Source organism: Bacillus sp. ISL-77 (genome assembly GCF_018613105.1).
This window is the reverse complement of sequence record NZ_JAGGQY010000018.1, coordinates 132,928-152,062: the sequence shown is the minus strand read 5'-3', so window position 1 is coordinate 152,062 and position 19,135 is coordinate 132,928. Positions and strand designations below refer to the sequence as shown.

Below are 19,135 nucleotides of genomic sequence, written 5' to 3'. Positions count from 1 at the left end.
AACGATCTGGTTTAGGAAGTTTTTTAAGATAGTACTTCTGAATTGGATATTGATACTTGTGGGCTAACTGCTTCACCATTATTGGCATTTTTCGTGACCTCAATATATTTAATATGGTGCTCTTCCATATCGAGAATTTTAAAGGAATAGGTATCATGAAGTAGGATGTCTCCTTCTTTTGCTTCGTAATTTTCGGTTAGAATCCAACCGCCAATCGTATCGACATCTTCATCGTCAATCTCCACTCCCAATAAATCATTGACCTCACTAACTAATACTTTAGAATCGATAATATAATGGTTTTCCTTAATTTTGCGAATCTCTGGAATTTCATCCATATCGAATTCGTCACGAATTTCCCCAACAATTTCTTCTAAGATATCCTCAACAGTTACAAGCCCTGATGTACCGCCATATTCGTCCATTAAAATCGCCATATGGACACGGTCTTTTTGCATTTTTACTAATAAGTCATGGATAGGAATCGTTTCTATTACTCTAATTATTGGTCGTGTATAGTTTTCTAGAGTCCGTTCTGCTAGTTTTTCATTACCAATTAAATCAGTCATAACTTCTTTTATATTAATAAGCCCAATTATATGATCCTTATCACCATCAATGATGGGATACCGTGTGAATTTTTCTTCACGTAAAACCTGAAGAAAAGTCTCTAATGTATCATCCTTAGATAAGGAAACGATTTCCGTTCTAGGGACCATAACTTCTTTGGCAATACGGTTATCAAATTCAAAAATTTTATTTACATACTTAAACTCTGATTGGTTAATTTCACCACTTTTGTAGCTTTCAGATAGAATAATTCGAAGCTCTTCCTCTGTATGGGCGATTTCGTTTTCAGAAACAGGCTTAAGCCCAAAAAAACGTGTTGTAATTCGTGCAGAACCATTAAGCAGCCAAATTACAGGATACATCACCTTATAAAAAAGGATGAGCGGACGTGACATCATCAGGGTAATCCATTCTGCTTTCTGGATCGCCAATGTTTTAGGTGCAAGTTCACCAATTACTACATGTAAAAATGTAATCGCTGCAAATGCAAAGCCCACAGATAATATTTGGTTAATACTTTCGGGAATATGCAGGCCTTTAAAAATAGGGTGCAGGATCTTTTCAAATGTCGCTTCTCCAAGCCAACCTAATCCAAGGGCAGTAATGGTAATTCCTAACTGACAGGCAGAAAGGTATTCATCTAGGTTCGAAATCACTCGTTTAGCAGTCACAGCACTCGAATTTCCGTCTTCGATTAACTGATCAATTCTTGAGCTTCTTACTCTGATAATAGCAAATTCTGAAGCTACAAAAAAAGCAGTTAAAGCAATTAAAATGGCTATAATAACCAAGTTAAATATGTCCAAATAAGTTCCCTTATCCCGTTTTTAGACAGGTAAGGAGTCACCTCCCAGTTTAATAAAAAAAATTAACTCGTATCAAAATAAACTCATATCTAGTTTTCTGCTAATCTCGTCTAATGGTCATTATACCACCTCGACAATTTTGTAAATTAACAATAATTATAAAGAATTTGAACCGTACAGTCAAACGTTCTGGTTAGTATATTGGTTGATAACTATATTTTATGGGAAAACATAGTGAATATGAACAGTAAAGACGAAATATTACAAAAATTATCTAAAATAATACTGGCTCCTATTCAGGAGCCACTTCCACTTTTTTTTGTTCTGTTTTTGCTTTATATACTTCAATATATAAGATATGGTGACCTTCTATCTCATTAATTTGGAATACAAATCCGTCGTTTTCGATGGAATCACCTTTATGTACATCAAACTTTTGTGTTAAAAACCAACCCCCAATCGTGTCTACATCTTGCTCATCAAGTGATGTGCCCAGTAGATCGTTTACTTCGCTTATTAATACTTTTCCATCCAAAATAAAATGACCATCTGCTTTTTTCTGAACCAGTGGGAGTTCATCCAAGTCAAATTCATCCCGTATTTCCCCAACAATTTCTTCAAGAATATCTTCGACCGTGACAATTCCTGCTGTCCCTCCATATTCATCAGATAAAACGGCCATGTGTGAACGGTTTTTTTGCAGTTTGACTAGTAGTTCCTGAATGGGAATTGTTTCAATGACATGAATGACTGGCTTAAGATAAGGGATAAGCGGTCTTTCGCCGGTACATTTTTGAAGAATACAATCGGTTAAGACCTCTTTAATATTAACAACACCTAAAATATTATCTTTGTCACCATCAATAAGGGGATATCTAGTGTATTTTTCTTCCTTAACTATTTCAATAATTTCTTCCATTGAGGCATCCCTGGATAGAGTTACAAGCTCAGTTCTCGGAACCATAATTTCTTTTGCAATCCGGTTATCAAATTCAAAAATTCGGTTCATATAACGGTATTCAGATTGATTTATTTCCCCACTCTCATAGCTTTGAGAAAGGATTAAACGCAGTTCTTCTTCCGAAAGGACGATATCATGCTCAGAAGCTGGTTGTATTCCGAAAAGTCCAGTAACAAATCTGGCGGAACGATTAAGAATCCAAATAAAGGGATACATCAGCTTATAAAATAGGATTAACGGTCGCGCAAAAAACAAGAGGATTTCTTCTGCTTTTTGAATCGCTATTGTTTTTGGTGATAATTCTCCAATTACAACATGGAAATAGGTTATAGCAATAAAAGCAATGATAAACGAGATAATGTGTTTTAAAGATAAAGGTAATTGAATCCATTCAAAAACGGGATCTAGCAGCTTTCGAATAGTGGGCTCACCCAGCCATCCTAATATTAGGGAGATGATTGTAATTCCAACCTGAGTAGCTGATAAATATCCATCCAAATTAGAAATGACTTTCTTTGCTGCTTCCGCTTTGGGGTTTCCTTCTGACAGTAATTGATCAATTCTTGTTGTTCGAACCTTTACCATCGCAAATTCAGAAGCGACAAAAAGTGCGGTAAAGGCTATTAGGATAACAATTAAAATTACATTCATCCAAATCATTTATCACCTTACAAATGGTAAGGTATGCCACCTCACTTACGTTGTACTGTATACATTATTTCAAAAAAAAATTCTATTAGCAAATCGCCCAATAAAAAATACTGCCAATAGGCAGTATGTAGCGATGTAATTAGATTTTTTAATAGGGAATTCTTTTATTCCAGTCGCGGGCAAGCATACCATAAACAAAGAGGTCATGAAATTTTCCATACAATTGTTCACCGTCTCTAATGATCCCTTCCTTTACAAAACCGAATCTCTCAGGAATCGCACGGCTTTTTTTGTTTTTTATACCACAGCGAATTTCAACACGGTTTAAGCCTAATGTGAAAAAGGCATAGTTTATAAGGGATTGAACTGAACGAGTCATGATGCCATGACCTTCTGCATTTTTGGAAAGATAATAGCCGATACTTGTCATACGGTTATGCCAATCAATTTGATGTAATCCAATTGAGCCAACTAGTTCACCTTTATAGAGTATCCCTACGTTTAATCCGCTATTTTCTGAGAACTGGGACAGCCATACGGGAATAATCGACTCAAATTGATAAGGGGAGTTCATGCTATCCACCCAGGGCATCCATTCACGTAAATGTTCACGATTCTCCTCAACTAGCTGATACAGTCTTAAGGCGTGATGCTGCTGAAACAACTGGAGCTCAATTTCATTATCAACCTTTAATGTAAACATTGGCCTAATCTCCTGATAAAAATTTTAATTCATCATATGCAACAGGAGTCTATAACGGAAGATATATTGAAGAGAAATAAAAAAATCCCTGCTTTAATGAAAGTGGGATTGGATAATAGGACTATGAATGACCTTATTCATTGCCACTAGGGATGGCTGTGACTGGTAAGCTAATAGAAAATGTAGTTTTATCAGGGGTGGAATCACAATCTAAATTCCCTTTATGTTTTTCAATAATTTCTTTACATACAAACAAACCAAGACCTGTACCTAGTTTTTTGGTCGTGAAAAATGGTTCGAAAATGGATTTTCTAAGTTCTGCTGGGATCACGGGTCCATTATTGGAAATATTGATTTTGATGGACTGATTTTCGAGACTGCTATTGATCTCAATTGTTGGAGTGGGATTCTCATCATGATTTAATACATCAATCGCATTAAATATGATATTAATTAATACCTGCCTAATTTCATCCGCATACCCATTAAGAGTAATATCTTCACTTAATTCTTTTCTTATTTTTACTTTTCCATCGAGAATGCTTGGATATAGAAAGTTTAATACTTCATCAATTAATTTATTTAAATTAAAGTCATCCTTTTCTTTTCCAATTAACTCCTTTTTTGATAAAAGTAAGAATTGCGAAATACGAAAATTAAGTTGATCCAATTCACTTGAAATGATATCTAAATATTTCATATCCGGATAATCAGCTTTCAGCAATTGGATAAATCCTTGAACAGATGTTAGTGGGTTCCTAAACTCATGAATAAAGCTAGATGTCATCTGGCCGAGTAGTGTTAATCGGTCCTGATGGGTAGAATCGATGTGCATTGTTTTTTCTTCGATGATTTTGTTTTTTGCTTCAGAGTAATTTGAAACAGCATAGTATAAAAATTTATCAAAGCAAAAATTTATCCTGTTTAACGCTTCTTGCATATCTGTCCATGGGATCCCAGTGTTACTTAAATAGCTGTATAAAACTGTTCTCCCAAGATTTACATTATAAACAAAATCTCCAAGGTTGATTTCAGCCAATACTCTTTCTTCCGAAACTTCTATGGCTAGCTTTTCGATAATGTTTAAAAGCTCTTGCTTAGTCATTTTATGCATATTAAGCAAAGCTTCGAGTAAGGCTGCTCCGTTTTCATGAATCTTCAATTTAAAAGGGTCTGCTTTAGTGGTAACAATAGCATTTTCCCATTCTTGAATCAATTTCTGTTTATTTTGATTAAAATAGTCAATTAAATCCGTTTGGTTTTCCGTGAACATGCCGTTTTCCCCCTATGCTATTGACAAAACTGCTTACAGTGTAAATTCGATGATTAAAGCAAAAATCCTTCTTTATTTTATCATAAAAAGTGTTACTTCCCATTTTAATCATAATACTAGAATCATATGGGACAATAAGAATAAAATCTAGCATCACTCAGTTTATTTTTTCCTTGTAAAAGCCACAAAAGATTTCGAACTTTTGACAAATTTATTATGCTTAGTACCTACGAATAAGTGTTAAAATGACGATATAGAAAGATAATCATTCTCAATTAACATAGATAGGGTGATATAAATGTTCGGATTGTTAAAAGCAGGGGGTAAAGGGAAAATCGTTAATCTTTCTCAAGTTGGTCTCCTAGTGCAAAGACGTTTACTTGACTTAGGGATCACAGAAGGCTCAGAAGTGTGTGTGAAGTGTGTAATGCCATTTGGCGGGCCAGTTATGATTGAATCATGTGGTCAATGTGTCGGTATCCGCCGTACGGAAGCAGTTCAGATTGAAGTGGAGAAAATATAATGGAAATCGCTCTTATTGGAAATCCCAATACTGGGAAAACTTCATTGTTTAATAATCTAACAGGATCCTATGAGTATGTTGGTAACTGGAGCGGCGTAACCGTTGAAAAGAAAGTTGGCATTTTTAAAAATAATATTGGCCATTTAATTGATTTACCAGGTGTGTATACACTTAATCCGTTGTCAAAGGATGAAGGAGTGGTTACATCCTTCTTTTTGAATGAATCCGTTGATCGCCTGCTAAATATATTAGATGCTTCACAATTAGAACGTAATTTACATTTGACCTTGCAATTGCTAGAGTTTGAAAAGCCTGCCCTTATTGGACTTAATATGATTGACGTGGCGAATAAGCGCGGAATTCAAATAGATGCAGGAAAGCTTTCGGAGTTTCTCGGGGTACCAGTTGTTCCGGTGGTGGCAAGAAGCGGTAAAGGCTGTGACAAGCTAGTAGATGTCATCTCAACAAAATCAATCCAGCCTGTCAAAAAGAACCTCGTTTACTACGGAAAAGAGGTCGAAGAAGCGATTGTGACATTGACCGGTATGTTAAATGGAAAAACCGGACTTTCTGCACGCTTTCTAGCGATCCAATATTTTGAAGGAAATGAATATGTCAGAGACTATTTAAATAGCATTGTAGATGTAACTAAACTAACTTCTATTACGGCAAATCTTGAATCAATATTACAGAAACAATATGATGTAAAATCTTTAGCCAACTATATTTATAAAAAAAGAAAAGAAGTAATCGAGAAGATTTTCGCGGAAGTTGCTAGGAAAAGTAATTCAGATATTCCTCTTTCTGAAAAAATTGACAGTATTGTTACGAATCGCTTTTTAGGAATGCCAATTTTCTTGTTGCTCATGTATTTTATGTTTATGTTGACTTTTGATTGGCTCGGAACCCCATTATCTGATCTTTTGGATGGATTTTTAACCGGACCGATTACGGCAGGATTTGAGAAGGGATTAACTGCTATCCATGCTTCCGATTTTATTCATGCGTTAATTATTGAAGGCTTAGTTGCAGGGGTAGGCGGGGTTCTCGTCTTTGTACCGCAAATTTTTATCCTCTTCTTTTTTATATCTTTATTAGAAGATTCAGGGTACATGGCTCGAGTCGCATTAGTAATGGACCGGATTATGGAATCAGTTGGCTTAAATGGGAAGGCATTTATCCCAATGATGATTGGTTTTGGCTGCAATGTACCAGGAATAATGGCAGCAAGAACAATTGAAACACCAAGGGAGAGGCTGTTAACCATTTTACTAACCCCGTTAATGTCTTGCTCGGCACGATTACCGGTATATGCATTATTCGTTGGAGCGTTTTTTGCAGGAAATAAGGCATTGGTTGTCCTTAGCCTGTATGTACTTGGCATCATTGTTGCGTTAACCTTGGCAAAAGTCTTTTCTTCTACTGTACTTAAATCAGAAACTTCATTATTTGTTATTGAACTGCCACCCTACCGACTGCCCCAATTTCAATCACTTTGGAGAAGTACATGGGATAAAGGGAAAGGATTTGTAAGAAAGGCTGGAACATTTATTTTTGCTGGTTCTGTCTTTATCTGGCTGCTATCATATGCGGGTCCCAATGGTTTAAAGGTTGACATGGATGATAGTTATTTAGCGGCAATTGGGAATGTTATTGCGCCAATTTTTGATCCGATTGGTTTTGGAACATGGCAGGCATCCGCATCGTTAATTACTGGATTCTTGGCAAAAGAAGCAATTATTTCTACCATGAATATCATCTATTTTGTTCCGAACGATGCAAGTCTGCAAGGGTTATTGGCAGATTATTATACACCGCTTGCAGCTTATAGTTTTATGGTTTTTATATTGTTATATATTCCATGCTTAGCGACGGTTGCAACAATCTATAAAGAAACGAATTCAAAGAAATGGACAGCTTTTTCAATGATCTATGCATTTGCTATTGCGTATGTCCTCTCTTTGATTATCTATCAAGGTGGCAAACTGTTTGGACTTGTGTAATTCTTAAAAGAGGTGGAGCAAATGATTGCCAATATTTTGATAGGGGCAGCTATTTTTGGATACGCGAGCTGGGCCTTAGTCAGGTTTATTAATAAATCGAAAAAGGGAAAATGCGGCGCATGTGATTTGAAAGATTCATGTTCTAGCAAGTGCGGCATTCCTCCTAAAATACAATAATTATTAAAAGACTGCTATCCATGAGGTAGCAGTTTTTTAATGATAATATTTGAATGATACGACAATCTAGTGTAAAATTACACTAGTTGCAATTGAAGGAAGGGCTGAACGTGACCAGGGATGAAATTATGATGCAGGTTTCTGAAAAACTTCGTCTCATACGAACCGAAGCAGGTTATACTCAGGATAAAATGGCAGAAATCATTGGTGTCTCAAAGAAAACACTTGTTCAAATTGAGAAAGGCAGAGTTCTTGCCAACTGGTCTACCGCTGTTTCGATTTGCGCTCTTTTTCGTGAAACGGAAACAGTCCAATTCTTATTTGGAAATGAACCGCTCGAAGTGTTAGAAACGGTTGCCCGCGAAGGAATAGATATTCGTAAATCAAAAACGTTTGGCGGCAGGATCTGGTGGAGAGTATTATCAAAGAAAAACGGTTATATTCTTCAACAAAATATTCTAAGTAAACATTTTCGCATCTTAGATGAAAGAAATTACCGCATCTTTAGCAGTATTGATGAAAAGCTTTCAAGACAACGCTTTAAAGAATTGACAAAAAATGAATAATAGACATTGAAAAGATGGGAATTCTGTCCATCTTTTTTCTTTTTTGTGGAATACTAATCGGTGGAGTTATCATTCATAGAAAACCATCATAAAATCAACTCCATAATCAAAAAGTATACCTGTTATAGATTACAGTTAAAGGATGTTTTTCATTTGGTATTTAAAGATAAAGTAAGTGCCATTTTTACAAATTGGAAAAAGTGGCACTTACTACAAATATTAGTGCTATCAGTATTGGTACTCGTCTTAAGTTTTTTCGGTCTTCTTTATTATTTTTCCAAGGATGCAGATATTTCTGGACTTAAAAACGAGCTGCCCCAAGCAACCGTGTTTTATGATGTAAACGAGGATGTAGCGAGTAAAGTGTCGGCCAATAAAAATGAAGGCGTCTCAATCAAGCAGGTCCCTGATTCAATGAAAAATGCCATCATTGCCATTGAGGATCATCGGTTTTATCAACATAAGGGTGTCGATCTAATTGGAACCTCTAGGGCACTCATCCGTGACTTAAAAGCAGGGGGAATGGTCGAAGGCGGCAGTACCATTACTCAACAATTGACAAAGAATACTCTACTTACATCACAAAAAACTTTAAACAGGAAGATGGAGGAAGTTTTTTTAGCACTGCAGATTGAACGGGAGTATTCGAAACCCGAAATCCTCCAAATGTATTTAAATCAAATCTACTTTGGAAATGGTGCATGGGGAATAAAAACTGCCGCCAGCAAATATTTTGCCAAAGAAGTGAAAGACCTATCAATCAGTGAATCTGCCTTACTTGCAGGGTTAATTAAAGCGCCATCTGCCTTAAATCCGTACGAACATATGGAGAAAGCGACTGAAAGGCGAAATCTAGTATTAACTCAAATGCGAAAACAAGGGTATATTTCGAGTCAGCAATATGGGAAGGCGAAGCATGAAAAAGTGGTTTTGAACGATAGGGGAGGGGACCCGTTCCGAGGTAAATTCCCATACTATGTTGATCAGGTATTAGATGAAGCAATAAACCAATATGGATTATCACAGGATGAATTACTAACAGGCGGCTTTCAAATTTATACAGAGCTGGAACCAACGATGCAAACTGCCATGGAAAAGACGTTTCAAAATGAGGCGTTATTTCCAGAAGGAAAAGATCGCCTTATACAGAGTGGCGGAGTATTAGTTGATCCAAAGACAGGGGGGATCAGGGCCATTGTTGGCGGTCGAGGGAAACACACCTTTAGGGGCTATAATCGTGCTTCACAATTAGAAGCACAGCCAGGTTCCTCCTTTAAGCCATTAGCTGTTTATACACCTGCACTGGAAAATGGCTGGGGAATTTCCGATATGTTAAAAGACGAACCGATGACTTTTGGCGATTATCAACCGAGTAATTACGATCATCAATATGCTGGAGAAGTGCCGATGTATGAAGCCGTTAAAGAATCAAAAAATGTTTCAGCTGTATGGTTATTAAATGAGCTGGGAATCGAAGAAGGATTAGATTCTATCAAACGGTTTGGAATTTCATTGGACAAAAATGACCGCAATCTATCCCTTGCCTTGGGAGGCTTGCATAAAGGAGTCTCTCCCCTGAACATGGCGGAAGCCTTTGCTGTTTTTCCGAATCATGGTGTAAGAGTGAAGACCCATGCAATCAAGAAAATTGTGGATGCAGACGGGAATGTAATCGCCGAGTGGAAAACCAAAAAGGAGCGAGTCACTACAAAAGCTGTTACCGATAATATGACAACAATGCTCCTTGGTGTAGTTGAACAAGGAACAGGAAGTGCTGCACAAATACCCGGCCGAGAAACGGCAGGGAAAACAGGTTCAACTCAGGTTCCAATCAAGGGAATCAATGGTGTAAAGGACCAATGGTTTGTCGGTTATACACCACAGCTGGTTGGAGCCATCTGGGTTGGCTATGATAAAACAGATGCTAATCATTATGTAACTCCAATAAGTAATAAAGGTTCGGCGGTTGTTTTTCGTGAAGTGATGACGGAGGCACTAAAGAATGCACCATCGGAAAGCTTTAATGTCCCACATATTGCTTCATTGATAGAGAAGAAAAGGCAGGAAGAAGAGGCGAAGAGACGAGGTAATTTTCAAGAGAACTTTAATAATGAGGTTCAGAAATGGGAAGAGAAGTGGAATAAACAAAAGGAAAAGTGGAAGAAGAAATGGATGAATAAAGGGAATGGTAAGGGTCACTAATATTTTTATCGTAATAGACAATAGATAAAACAATTCTGAAAAATGGGAATTGACTTTTAAATAAACTGGTGATAATCTAACAAAAGAAGAAAAAAAAGGAAAGGGAGGGTTACAAAAATGATTAAATTCAATCAAGCTTTTTTACCAATTGAATATTTGAATGTAACCTGTCCTGAAGAATTTTCCTGTTAATTTTAGACGCGAAAATTAATAAATGACAAAAACACAGGTTGCGTTTTTTTTGATACGTAATTTGTGTTTTTTAGTCCCTTTTTTTAAAAGGAGGCATACTGCACTACTGCGGTATGTCTTTTTTTATAGATAAAAGTGCTTAAGGGAGGTAAATTTGATGGGAAATTTAGAATTAGTCAGGATTGGAAATACAACGGAGGCGCTAGAAGGCGGATAGTAAAACATAAGGGGGCAGTCAGTTATGTTTGCGGTATTAAAAAAATTAAGTTGGTTTTTTAGAGAAAATTGGCAGCGATATGTGACAGCAATAACGCTATTAATTTTAGTCGGTATATTGGATGTGATGCCGCCAAAATTAATTGGAATGGCGATTGATGATATTCATGTCGGTATTATAAGTAAACAGAAAATTCTTAGGTACCTCGGTATCCTTTTATTAATCATGGTGTCATCCTATGCGGTCACCTATGTATGGATGTATCGTTTATTTGGGGGGGCCTTCCTCGTTGAAAGGAAACTCAGGTCTCGATTTGTCAAGCACTTATTAAAAATGACCCCGGGATTTTATGAAAAAAATCGAACAGGGGACTTAATGGCACGTGCTACAAATGATTTAAAAGCCATCTCCATTACAGCAGGTTTTGGGATCCTAACTCTAGTGGATTCTAGCGTCTGGATGTTAACCTTGCTGTTGACAATGGGACTTTTCATTAGTTGGAAGTTAACATTAGCTGCCATTATCCCGCTGCCATTAATGGCCATTTTAATGAAAATTTATGGGAAAAGGATTCATACTCGCTTTATGGAAGCGCAGGACGCTTTCGGTGAACTGAATGACAGGGTGCTTGAATCTGTCGCAGGAGTTAGGGTCATCCGTGCTTATGTTCAAGAAGTGGCCGATAGTAATCGGTTTCATCAACTCACGGAGGATGTTTATCATAAGAATATTAGGGTTGCAAAAATTGATGCCCTATTTGATCCCACGATAAAGGTGCTTGTAGGAATAAGCTATTTAATTGGTCTCGGGTATGGTGCTTATTTGGTTTTCCATCAAACGATTACATTAGGCAATCTGGTTTCCTTTAATGTGTATTTAGGGATGCTGATATGGCCAATGTTTGCTATTGGTGAGTTAATCAATGTGATGCAAAGAGGGAATGCTTCACTAGACCGTGTGAATGAGACACTTAATTATAAGGTAGAAGTCGGCAATCCACTCGAACCTGTTGCAATCGCTACAGCGGATCGTATTGATTATCAAATGGTAACCTTCAGGTATCCATCTTCTAAAAATGACAATCTAAAAAATGTGGATGTTAAACTTCTTCAGGGGCAGACATTAGGAATTGTAGGTAAAACGGGCTCAGGAAAGACCACCTTTATTAAGCAGTTATTAAGGCAATATCCACTTGGAACCGGTGAGGTATCCATTTCTGGGGTATCATTAGAGGAACAAACATTGAATCAAGTCCGCAACTGGATTGGTTATGTGCCCCAAGATCATGTCCTGTTTTCTCGAAGTGTGAAAGACAATATTCTTTTTGGCAGGACAGATGCCAGCGACGAAGAGTTAGAAACAGCCATAGATTTAGCGGCGTTCCGTAAGGATCTTGAAATGCTTCCAGAAGGATTAGCTACGCTCGTAGGTGAAAAGGGTGTGGCCTTATCAGGAGGACAAAAACAACGTATCTCGATTGCCCGCGCGCTTATCAAAAATCCAGTTATCCTAATTCTCGATGATTCCTTATCAGCCGTTGATGCGAAAACAGAAAAACAAATTATTGATAATATCCGCCTAGTAAGAACAGATAAAACAACCATTATTACCACTCACCGAATGTCTGCTATCGAGCACGCAGACCATATTATCGTCCTTGATGAAGGCAAAATTGTTGAAGAGGGGACACATGAGCAGCTCATTGAACAAGATGGGTGGTATAAGGAACAATTTATCCGCCAACAGATTGCAGGTAATGTAGAGGAAGGGGTATCAGCATGACAACAGGGAAGCGATTAACTAGGTACGCTTTTGCTTATAAAAAAATAATCATAGCAGCATTGCTCATGCTGACCATTTCTGTCGGAACCGACCTTGCAGGACCGTTTATTGCTAAAAATATTATTGATCAGCATATATTAGGGATTGAATCTGTTTGGTATGAAACGACAAGTGGCAATCGGGCAGTGAATTATGACGGTAAATTTTACACAAGAGAAAAGTATTTATCTAAATCAGAACAAAAGGGAAAACAAATTCAAATTTTGCAAGTCGGTTCCAAGTTCGTTTTCATTGACCAAAAACTTGAATTTGATGGAAAGAGAAGCTTAATAGAAGGGACTTTGGTGATTAAAAAGGGTGTGCAAAAAGCGGAATATAAGGCGAAAACCCTAAAGGGGTCTGAAATATTGTCCTTTTACCAGCCAGAGATTCCAGCTATCTTTCAACTATTGGCTATCTATTTTGGACTCTTGGTTGTATCAGCCGTTTTTCAATACGGAGAACGTTTTTTATTACAAAAATCAGCCAACCGTATCATCCAAAAAATGCGTGAAGATGTCTATGGTCAGATACAACGGCTGCCGATTCATTATTTTGATAATTTGCCTGCAGGTAAAGTGGTAGCAAGAATCACAAATGATACAGAAGCAATCCGGGAGTTATATGTTACTGTTCTTGCTACCTTTTTTACTAGTGCCATATATATTACCGGTATATATGTTGCCTTGTTTATTTTGAATGGAAAGCTTGCAGCGATTTGTTTGTTATTATTGCCGATTCTATATGCATGGATGCTAATATACCGGAAGTTTGCTTCTAAATATAACCGTGTCATCCGGTCCAGGAATAGCGATATAAATGCAACCATCAATGAATCCATCCAAGGGATGAGTATTATTCAGGCGTTCAGTCGCGAAAAAGAAACAAAAGCAGATTTTGAAAAACTAAACCATGAGCATTTTGCGTACCAGAATAAGCTATTAAGTTTAAATGCATTAACCTCTCATAATCTGGTTGGGATATTAAGAAATCTCATTTTTGTGGCATTTATTTGGTATATCGGGGGCCAGGCACTGAATACTTCTACTATCCTATCACTTGGGATGCTATATGCCTTTGTTGATTACATCAACCGCCTTTTCCAACCTGTTCAGGGGATTGTCAATCAATTGGCTAATTTAGAGCAGGCACTTGTGGCTGGTGAACGAGTATTCAAGTTGATGGATGAGCCAGGGGAAAATGTTAGTGGTGAGCGGATTGCTCGTTTTAAAGGGAATGTAAGATTTGATCATGTTTCGTTTGGATATAAAGAAGGAGAATTCGTGCTAAAGAATATTGATTTTGAAGCGAAGCAAGGTGAAACAGTTGCCCTCGTTGGTCATACAGGTTCTGGAAAAAGTTCGATCATGAATTTACTTTTCCGCTTTTATGATTGTCAAAAGGGGAAAATTACGATTGATGGAAGGGATATTGAATCCATCCCACGTCAAACGATCCGAAACCATATGGGCATCGTTTTACAGGATCCCTATCTATTTACAGGAACGATTGCTTCCAATGTAAGTCTTAATGATCCTTCGATTACAAAAGAAAAAATCGAGAAAGCATTAAAGGATGTTGGAGCAGAAAAGGTATTCAAAAATTTAGAAAATGGGTATGATGAACCTGTTCTTGAGAAAGGAAGCACCCTTTCGAGCGGGCAGCGGCAGTTAATCTCCTTTGCCCGCGCGCTTAGCTTTAATCCTGCGATTCTAATTCTTGACGAAGCCACTTCTAGTATTGATACAGAGACGGAAGCAGTGATACAAGAGGCTATGGATGTCCTGAAGAAAGGGAGAACAACCTTTATCATTGCCCACAGGTTATCAACGATTCGAAATGCCGATCAAATAATTGTATTGGATCGAGGGACGATCGTTGAAAAGGGATCACATGATGAATTGATGGGGAATAAGGGGAAATATTATCAGATGTACCAACTTCAGCAGGGCAGCACAGATCTGGCAGGATAGGAAAAACAATATTAGAGAGATAGGTCGTTAAGAAGTAGTGAACCCCTTAACGAAATGTATTAAGGGGTCTTTTTTCAATAAGTAAGTCCTACACGTGAGCCAATAAATTGATTGTTAAATAGCTGTTGAAAGGCGAAATCAGCCGTATCATAAATCGAGATGGAAGAAGGATGATCAGGTAGAAAGTCTTTTTCGTACCTGTAATCCCCTTTTCTTTCACCTACAGGCAAGTAGGTAGGACATACAACCGTCCAATCAAGTCCAGAATCTTTTAGCATTAAATAGGCTTTTAAATGTTCCTCCGCATCACGAGTGCTTTTCCGTTTCGACTCAGACGATTGAAAACGATATAAATGGGGGGCAGAACGAGCCTGCAGAATTCCTGCTGTACCAATTGTAATAATTCGTTTTATTTCCTGCTCTTTCATATGTTTAATGATTAATGGCATCGATTCAGACAGTGTGGTGGTGCCATTTGTATTTAATGCACTAATGACCACATCTGAACCAGTTAAGCTATTAGCAATATCTGTCTCATTTAGTACATTACCTCTCTTAATCTCAAGACCTGCACCATTACTATTTAGCTTTTTCATATCTCTCACTAGTGCAGTTATAGAATGTTGCTGGGACATAGCATTTTGTAAAATGATCGAGCCTACTCTGCCCGTTGCACCAAAAAGGCAAATGTTCACAAAAAGTTCACCTCTTATTCAATAATGTGTAATCATCATCACTTGTCAAACCCGCCGCTTGTGATATTTTAAAAATGTTTAAGTATTTAAATAATATCGGGGTGGGATGTATATGTCAGAGTATTCAGTAGTACTATTGATCGGTAGTTTTTTAATCCTTTCTTATTATATCGGATATACAATCATTAAACATTAAATTATTAACTGCAGACAAGTGTCTGCAGTTTTTTTATAGTAAATTGCTATTACTTTAATAATATGGATAGGAATGGGTATATATATTGAAGTATACGAATTTGTGAGGTGTGGATGACACGTGGAGAATTATCGAATCGAAAAAGATACGCTTGGTGAGGTTCGTGTGCCAGTAGATAAATATTGGGGTGCGCAAACACAACGAAGTAAGGAAAATTTTAAAATTGGCACCGAAAAGATGCCATTGGAATTAATTTATGGTCTGGTTTTTATTAAAAAAGCTGCCGCAATCGTCAATTTTCAATTAGGAAAACTCAGCGAAAGGAAAATGAAAGCAATCATAAAAGTATGTGATTCTATTCATAACGGAGAGATAGATGAACATTTCCCATTGGTAGTTTGGCAAACAGGCAGTGGTACTCAATCCAATATGAACGTCAATGAAGTCATTGCCAATCGGGCGAATGAATATTTAAAAGAGCAAGAAGCCAATCTTGAAAAAGTCCATCCGAATGATGATGTCAATATGTCGCAAAGCTCCAATGACACCTTTCCAACAGCAATGCATATTGCTGCCTATACAAAAATAGTTGAGGATCTCCTTCCTGCTATTTCAGAATTAAAAAACACGCTGCTTGTAAAAGAGAAGGATTTTTCAAAAATAATCAAAATAGGGAGAACTCATTTGCAGGATGCAACACCACTAACGCTGGGACAAGAGATCAGCGGATGGCGGGTAATGCTTGAAAAATGTGAAAGGATGATAACAGAGGCAAGCCAGTATCTGCTTGATTTGGCGATAGGAGGGACAGCGGTTGGTACAGGAATCAATGCTCCCTCACAGTTTGGAGACAAGGCTGCCGAGCAGATTTCCATGCTCACAGGTTATCCATTCCGTTCCTCTGGAAATAAATTTCACGCATTAACAAGTCACGATGAAATTGTTCATGTTCATGGGGCGCTAAAAGCTTTGGCAGCTGATTTAATGAAAATGGCTAATGATGTCCGTTGGCTTGCTAGTGGGCCGCGCAGTGGAATCGGTGAACTTAGCATACCCGCAAATGAGCCAGGGAGCTCAATTATGCCGGGGAAGGTTAATCCTACTCAGAGTGAAGCGTTGACGATGATTGCGTGCCAGGTTTTTGGGAATGACGCCGCCATCGGTTTTGCTGCAAGCCAAGGGAATTTTGAGTTAAATGTGTTTAAACCAGTTATAATTAATAATTTTATCCAATCAATCAGGCTCCTTTCGGATGGAATTATTTCTTTTAATAAAAATTGTGCCTTAGGTCTTCAAGCCAATGAAGAGATGATCAAAGAGCATGTAAACCGATCTTTGATGTTGGTTACAGCGTTAAATCCTCATATTGGCTATGAAAAGGCAGCAGAAATTGCCAAGCTTGCTTATAAAGATAATTGCTCATTAAGGGAAGCGGCTATAAAAATAGGTTATGTTACAGAAGACCAGTTTTCAAAATGGGTCATGCCTGAAAATATGATTTAAACAAAATGAAAGCCCCCTCCAAAAGGAGGGGGCTTAGCCATAATATTTATTTGTATTTACTGGGTTTTTCTAAAAATTAGCGTTGGAATCCGCCAAGTTGAGACTCAGCCATTGCTACAAGACGCTTTGTAATTTCTCCTCCAACAGATCCGTTGGCACGTGAAGTAGTGTCAGCACCAAGATTTACACCAAATTCTGAAGCAATTTCATACTTCATTTGACTAAGAGCTTGCTCGACGCCTGGTACTAGAAGTTGATTAGAGTTGTTGTTACTTGCCATAGTTGAATAACACTCCTCTTAATAAGTTTGGGGTCAGTATGGAGTTGAACCATAATGGAGATTAAACCATTGCCGCCTTGGCCTAACCCATGTTATCAATGTTACTTTTGATAAGCTTCTACAAATTGGAGATTCATTCATTGTCTTTTGTTTGGTTGGATGAGTCGGACTTGCACCGGCTATTACCCTTTTTGGTTTCATCCATCGTTGTAAGTAGGTGTTGCTTGCTTTGTAATACTTATTATGATTAAAACGGAAAGACTTATTCAAGAATCTAATTGGTAATTGATTCCACCACATATGGCTTGCAAGTTAACACAAACTAAGATTATCAATTAAACAAAAGGGTGATTTGTATGTCAGTATGCCCAGTATGTAATGGTTTTCGGGAAGCTTACTTATTATGTCCAAGTTGCGGTGAGCCTATGATGGAGAATGGACGTCTTATGGATTTCTATGATGATTATAGTCCATACATGGAAATAGATCTAATGAAGATGGAGGATGGGTATCCTGATACAAATTCAGGTCAAAAGTGTCCCCATTTGTATCGATGTCCTTCCTGTAATAAAGAAGAAGTATTTTTTATAAAAGAATAAGCCCCGTTTCGTGAACGGGGCTTATCGGTTCTTATTATGGGCGGATTCGTGATTCTGTTTCAACATCAAAGAAATGTGCTTTGTTCATATCAATTGCTAGTTCTAAAGTATCGCCAGGATGAATATCTCCACGGGAGTCAACGCGGGCTACGAAATCTTGGCCGCCAATACTTGAATAGATCATTAATTCTGCGCCAGTTAACTCTGCAACATCAACGTTAGCATTAATTTTTGTACCTGCAGACGCATCAATGAAAACTGGCTCATCATGAATATCTTCAGGGCGAGTTCCAAGAATGATTGATTTTCCAACATAGCCTTGTTCACGAAGATATTTCATTTTTCCTTCTGGAACGGCTAAAGATGTTTTTCCAATCACAAATTTTCCATCTTCTAGTTTTCCGTTAAAGAAGTTCATTGCTGGAGAGCCGATAAAGCCACCGACAAAGACATTCTCAGGCTTTTCATACACTTCTTTAGGTGAACCAACTTGTTGAATGACACCATCCTTCATAACAACTAGTCGAGTAGCCATTGTCATTGCTTCAGTTTGATCGTGCGTAACATAGATAGTAGTTGTATCTAAGCGGCGGTGAAGTTTTGCAATTTCAGCACGCATTTGAACACGAAGCTTTGCGTCTAGATTTGATAAAGGTTCATCCATTAAGAATACCTTTGCATCACGGACAATGGCACGTCCTAATGCTACACGCTGACGCTGTCCACCAGATAGAGCTTTAGGTTTACGGGTTAAGTAAGCCTCTAAACCAAGAATTTTTGCAGCATCTTGTACACGACGATCAATTTCATCTTTAGGGAACTTGCGCAGTTTTAAACCGAATGCCATGTTATCATATACCGTCATGTGTGGATAAAGAGCGTAGTTTTGGAAAACCATGGCGATATCACGATCTTTCGGTGCTACGTCGTTCACTCTTTTACCATCAATGTAAAAATCACCTTTTGAAATATCTTCAAGACCAGCAATCATTCGAAGTGTAGTAGATTTTCCGCACCCAGATGGTCCAACAAATACGATAAATTCTTTATCCTCAATATGTAAATTGAAGTCTTGAACTGCGGTTACTTTATTATCATAAATTTTATAAATGTGATCTAATTTTAACTCTGCCATTAGTAAATCCTCCCTTTATCTTGTTAACAATATTGTACAATTAGAGAGCAAAAATCAGTATGGACAGAGTGCACAAAGATTGAAAGCGC

The 19,135-nt window shown here is 37.6% G+C and carries 16 protein-coding genes; 9 read left to right on the top strand and 7 right to left on the bottom strand.

The annotated features are described in order from the left end of the window. Window positions 1-23: 23 nt before the first annotated feature. The 4 genes from J7E77_RS07150 to J7E77_RS07135 form a co-directional block, all read right to left on the bottom strand. The gene (locus tag J7E77_RS07150) at window positions 24-1,376 is read right to left on the bottom strand and encodes a hemolysin family protein (RefSeq protein WP_214713262.1); all 1,353 of its coding nucleotides are present in this window, start codon (window positions 1,374-1,376) and stop codon (window positions 24-26) included. A 292-nt stretch (window positions 1,377-1,668) separates the two neighbouring features. Beyond that, window positions 1,669-2,997, bottom strand: a complete 1,329-nt coding sequence (locus tag J7E77_RS07145; RefSeq protein ID WP_214713261.1) for a hemolysin family protein — start codon at window positions 2,995-2,997, stop codon at window positions 1,669-1,671. A 139-nt stretch (window positions 2,998-3,136) separates the two neighbouring features. After that, on the bottom strand, window positions 3,137-3,691 hold the full coding sequence (locus J7E77_RS07140) for a GNAT family N-acetyltransferase (RefSeq protein ID WP_214713260.1): 555 nt from the start codon (window positions 3,689-3,691) through the stop codon (window positions 3,137-3,139). Between the two features lie 133 nt (window positions 3,692-3,824). Continuing rightward, complete coding sequence (locus J7E77_RS07135; protein WP_214713259.1) at window positions 3,825-4,964, bottom strand: histidine kinase N-terminal domain-containing protein; 1,140 nt, start codon at window positions 4,962-4,964, stop codon at window positions 3,825-3,827. Window positions 4,965-5,262: 298 nt separating this feature from the next. Here J7E77_RS07135 and J7E77_RS07130 point away from each other — a divergent pair, with 298 nt between their 5' ends. The 7 genes from J7E77_RS07130 to J7E77_RS07100 all read left to right on the top strand — a co-directional run bounded on the left by J7E77_RS07130 (window position 5,263) and on the right by J7E77_RS07100 (window position 14,638). Further along, window positions 5,263-5,487, top strand: coding sequence for a FeoA family protein (locus J7E77_RS07130; protein WP_214713258.1), 225 nt, complete (start codon window positions 5,263-5,265; stop codon window positions 5,485-5,487). Continuing rightward, window positions 5,487-7,490, top strand: coding sequence for a ferrous iron transport protein B (gene feoB, locus J7E77_RS07125; protein ID WP_214713257.1), 2,004 nt, complete (start codon window positions 5,487-5,489; stop codon window positions 7,488-7,490). The genes J7E77_RS07130 and feoB overlap by 1 nt, the downstream gene beginning before the upstream one ends. Window positions 7,491-7,511: 21 nt before the next feature. Beyond that, complete coding sequence (locus J7E77_RS07120) at window positions 7,512-7,667, top strand: FeoB-associated Cys-rich membrane protein (RefSeq protein ID WP_214713256.1); 156 nt, start codon at window positions 7,512-7,514, stop codon at window positions 7,665-7,667. 110 nt (window positions 7,668-7,777) lie between these two features. Then, window positions 7,778-8,233 carry a helix-turn-helix transcriptional regulator gene (locus J7E77_RS07115; RefSeq protein WP_088085971.1) on the top strand — a complete coding sequence of 152 codons (456 nt, stop codon included), beginning with the start codon at window positions 7,778-7,780 and terminating at the stop codon, window positions 8,231-8,233. A gap of 153 nt (window positions 8,234-8,386) precedes the next feature. Continuing rightward, window positions 8,387-10,435 carry a transglycosylase domain-containing protein gene (locus J7E77_RS07110; RefSeq protein WP_214713255.1) on the top strand — a complete coding sequence of 683 codons (2,049 nt, stop codon included), beginning with the start codon at window positions 8,387-8,389 and terminating at the stop codon, window positions 10,433-10,435. Window positions 10,436-10,868: 433 nt separating this feature from the next. Next, window positions 10,869-12,626: an ABC transporter ATP-binding protein gene (locus J7E77_RS07105; protein WP_214713254.1), complete on the top strand. Its 1,758-nt coding sequence runs from the start codon at window positions 10,869-10,871 to the stop codon at window positions 12,624-12,626. Further along, window positions 12,623-14,638 (top strand): ABC transporter ATP-binding protein, encoded by a 2,016-nt coding sequence (locus tag J7E77_RS07100; RefSeq protein ID WP_214713253.1) that lies wholly within the window; start codon window positions 12,623-12,625, stop codon window positions 14,636-14,638. Before J7E77_RS07105 ends, J7E77_RS07100 begins: the two co-directional genes overlap by 4 nt. Window positions 14,639-14,712: 74 nt before the next feature. Here J7E77_RS07100 and J7E77_RS07095 read toward each other — a convergent pair whose 3' ends face one another. Then, entirely contained in the window at window positions 14,713-15,333 is a 621-nt protein-coding gene (locus J7E77_RS07095) for an NAD(P)-dependent oxidoreductase (RefSeq protein ID WP_214713252.1), read from the bottom strand. A gap of 316 nt (window positions 15,334-15,649) precedes the next feature. On the opposite strand from J7E77_RS07095, the gene fumC reads away from it, so the two are divergent. Next, a complete protein-coding gene (gene fumC / locus J7E77_RS07090) occupies window positions 15,650-17,032 on the top strand; it encodes a class II fumarate hydratase (protein WP_214713251.1) in 1,383 nt (460 codons plus the stop codon). Window positions 17,033-17,108: 76 nt separating this feature from the next. On the opposite strand, the gene J7E77_RS07085 is transcribed toward fumC, so the two are convergent. Next, window positions 17,109-17,312: an alpha/beta-type small acid-soluble spore protein gene (locus tag J7E77_RS07085; protein WP_026566044.1), complete on the bottom strand. Its 204-nt coding sequence runs from the start codon at window positions 17,310-17,312 to the stop codon at window positions 17,109-17,111. A 356-nt stretch (window positions 17,313-17,668) separates the two neighbouring features. On the opposite strand from J7E77_RS07085, the gene J7E77_RS30475 reads away from it, so the two are divergent. Then, window positions 17,669-17,911, top strand: a complete 243-nt coding sequence (locus tag J7E77_RS30475) for a hypothetical protein (RefSeq protein ID WP_251026727.1) — start codon at window positions 17,669-17,671, stop codon at window positions 17,909-17,911. Between the two features lie 34 nt (window positions 17,912-17,945). Here J7E77_RS30475 and J7E77_RS07080 read toward each other — a convergent pair whose 3' ends face one another. Then, on the bottom strand, window positions 17,946-19,046 hold the full coding sequence (locus J7E77_RS07080) for an ABC transporter ATP-binding protein (protein ID WP_214713250.1): 1,101 nt from the start codon (window positions 19,044-19,046) through the stop codon (window positions 17,946-17,948). Between the last annotated feature and the right edge of the window lie 89 nt (window positions 19,047-19,135).

Excerpts from the sequence above, each read along its gene's own strand:
- J7E77_RS07105 (WP_214713254.1), top strand. The coding sequence starts at position 10,869 with ATGTTTGCGGTATTAAAAAAATTAAGTTGGTTTTTTAGAGAAAATTGG.
- J7E77_RS07080 (WP_214713250.1), bottom strand. The coding sequence starts at position 19,046 with ATGGCAGAGTTAAAATTAGATCACATTTATAAAATTTATGATAATAAA.
- feoB (WP_214713257.1), top strand. The coding sequence starts at position 5,487 with ATGGAAATCGCTCTTATTGGAAATCCCAATACTGGGAAAACTTCATTG.
- J7E77_RS07120 (WP_214713256.1), top strand. The coding sequence starts at position 7,512 with ATGATTGCCAATATTTTGATAGGGGCAGCTATTTTTGGATACGCGAGC.
- J7E77_RS30475 (WP_251026727.1), top strand. The coding sequence starts at position 17,669 with ATGTCAGTATGCCCAGTATGTAATGGTTTTCGGGAAGCTTACTTATTA.
- J7E77_RS07140 (WP_214713260.1), bottom strand. The coding sequence starts at position 3,691 with ATGTTTACATTAAAGGTTGATAATGAAATTGAGCTCCAGTTGTTTCAG.
- J7E77_RS07085 (WP_026566044.1), bottom strand. The coding sequence starts at position 17,312 with ATGGCAAGTAACAACAACTCTAATCAACTTCTAGTACCAGGCGTCGAG.
- J7E77_RS07135 (WP_214713259.1), bottom strand. The coding sequence starts at position 4,964 with ATGTTCACGGAAAACCAAACGGATTTAATTGACTATTTTAATCAAAAT.
- J7E77_RS07100 (WP_214713253.1), top strand. The coding sequence starts at position 12,623 with ATGACAACAGGGAAGCGATTAACTAGGTACGCTTTTGCTTATAAAAAA.
- J7E77_RS07145 (WP_214713261.1), bottom strand. The coding sequence starts at position 2,997 with ATGATTTGGATGAATGTAATTTTAATTGTTATCCTAATAGCCTTTACC.
- J7E77_RS07130 (WP_214713258.1), top strand. The coding sequence starts at position 5,263 with ATGTTCGGATTGTTAAAAGCAGGGGGTAAAGGGAAAATCGTTAATCTT.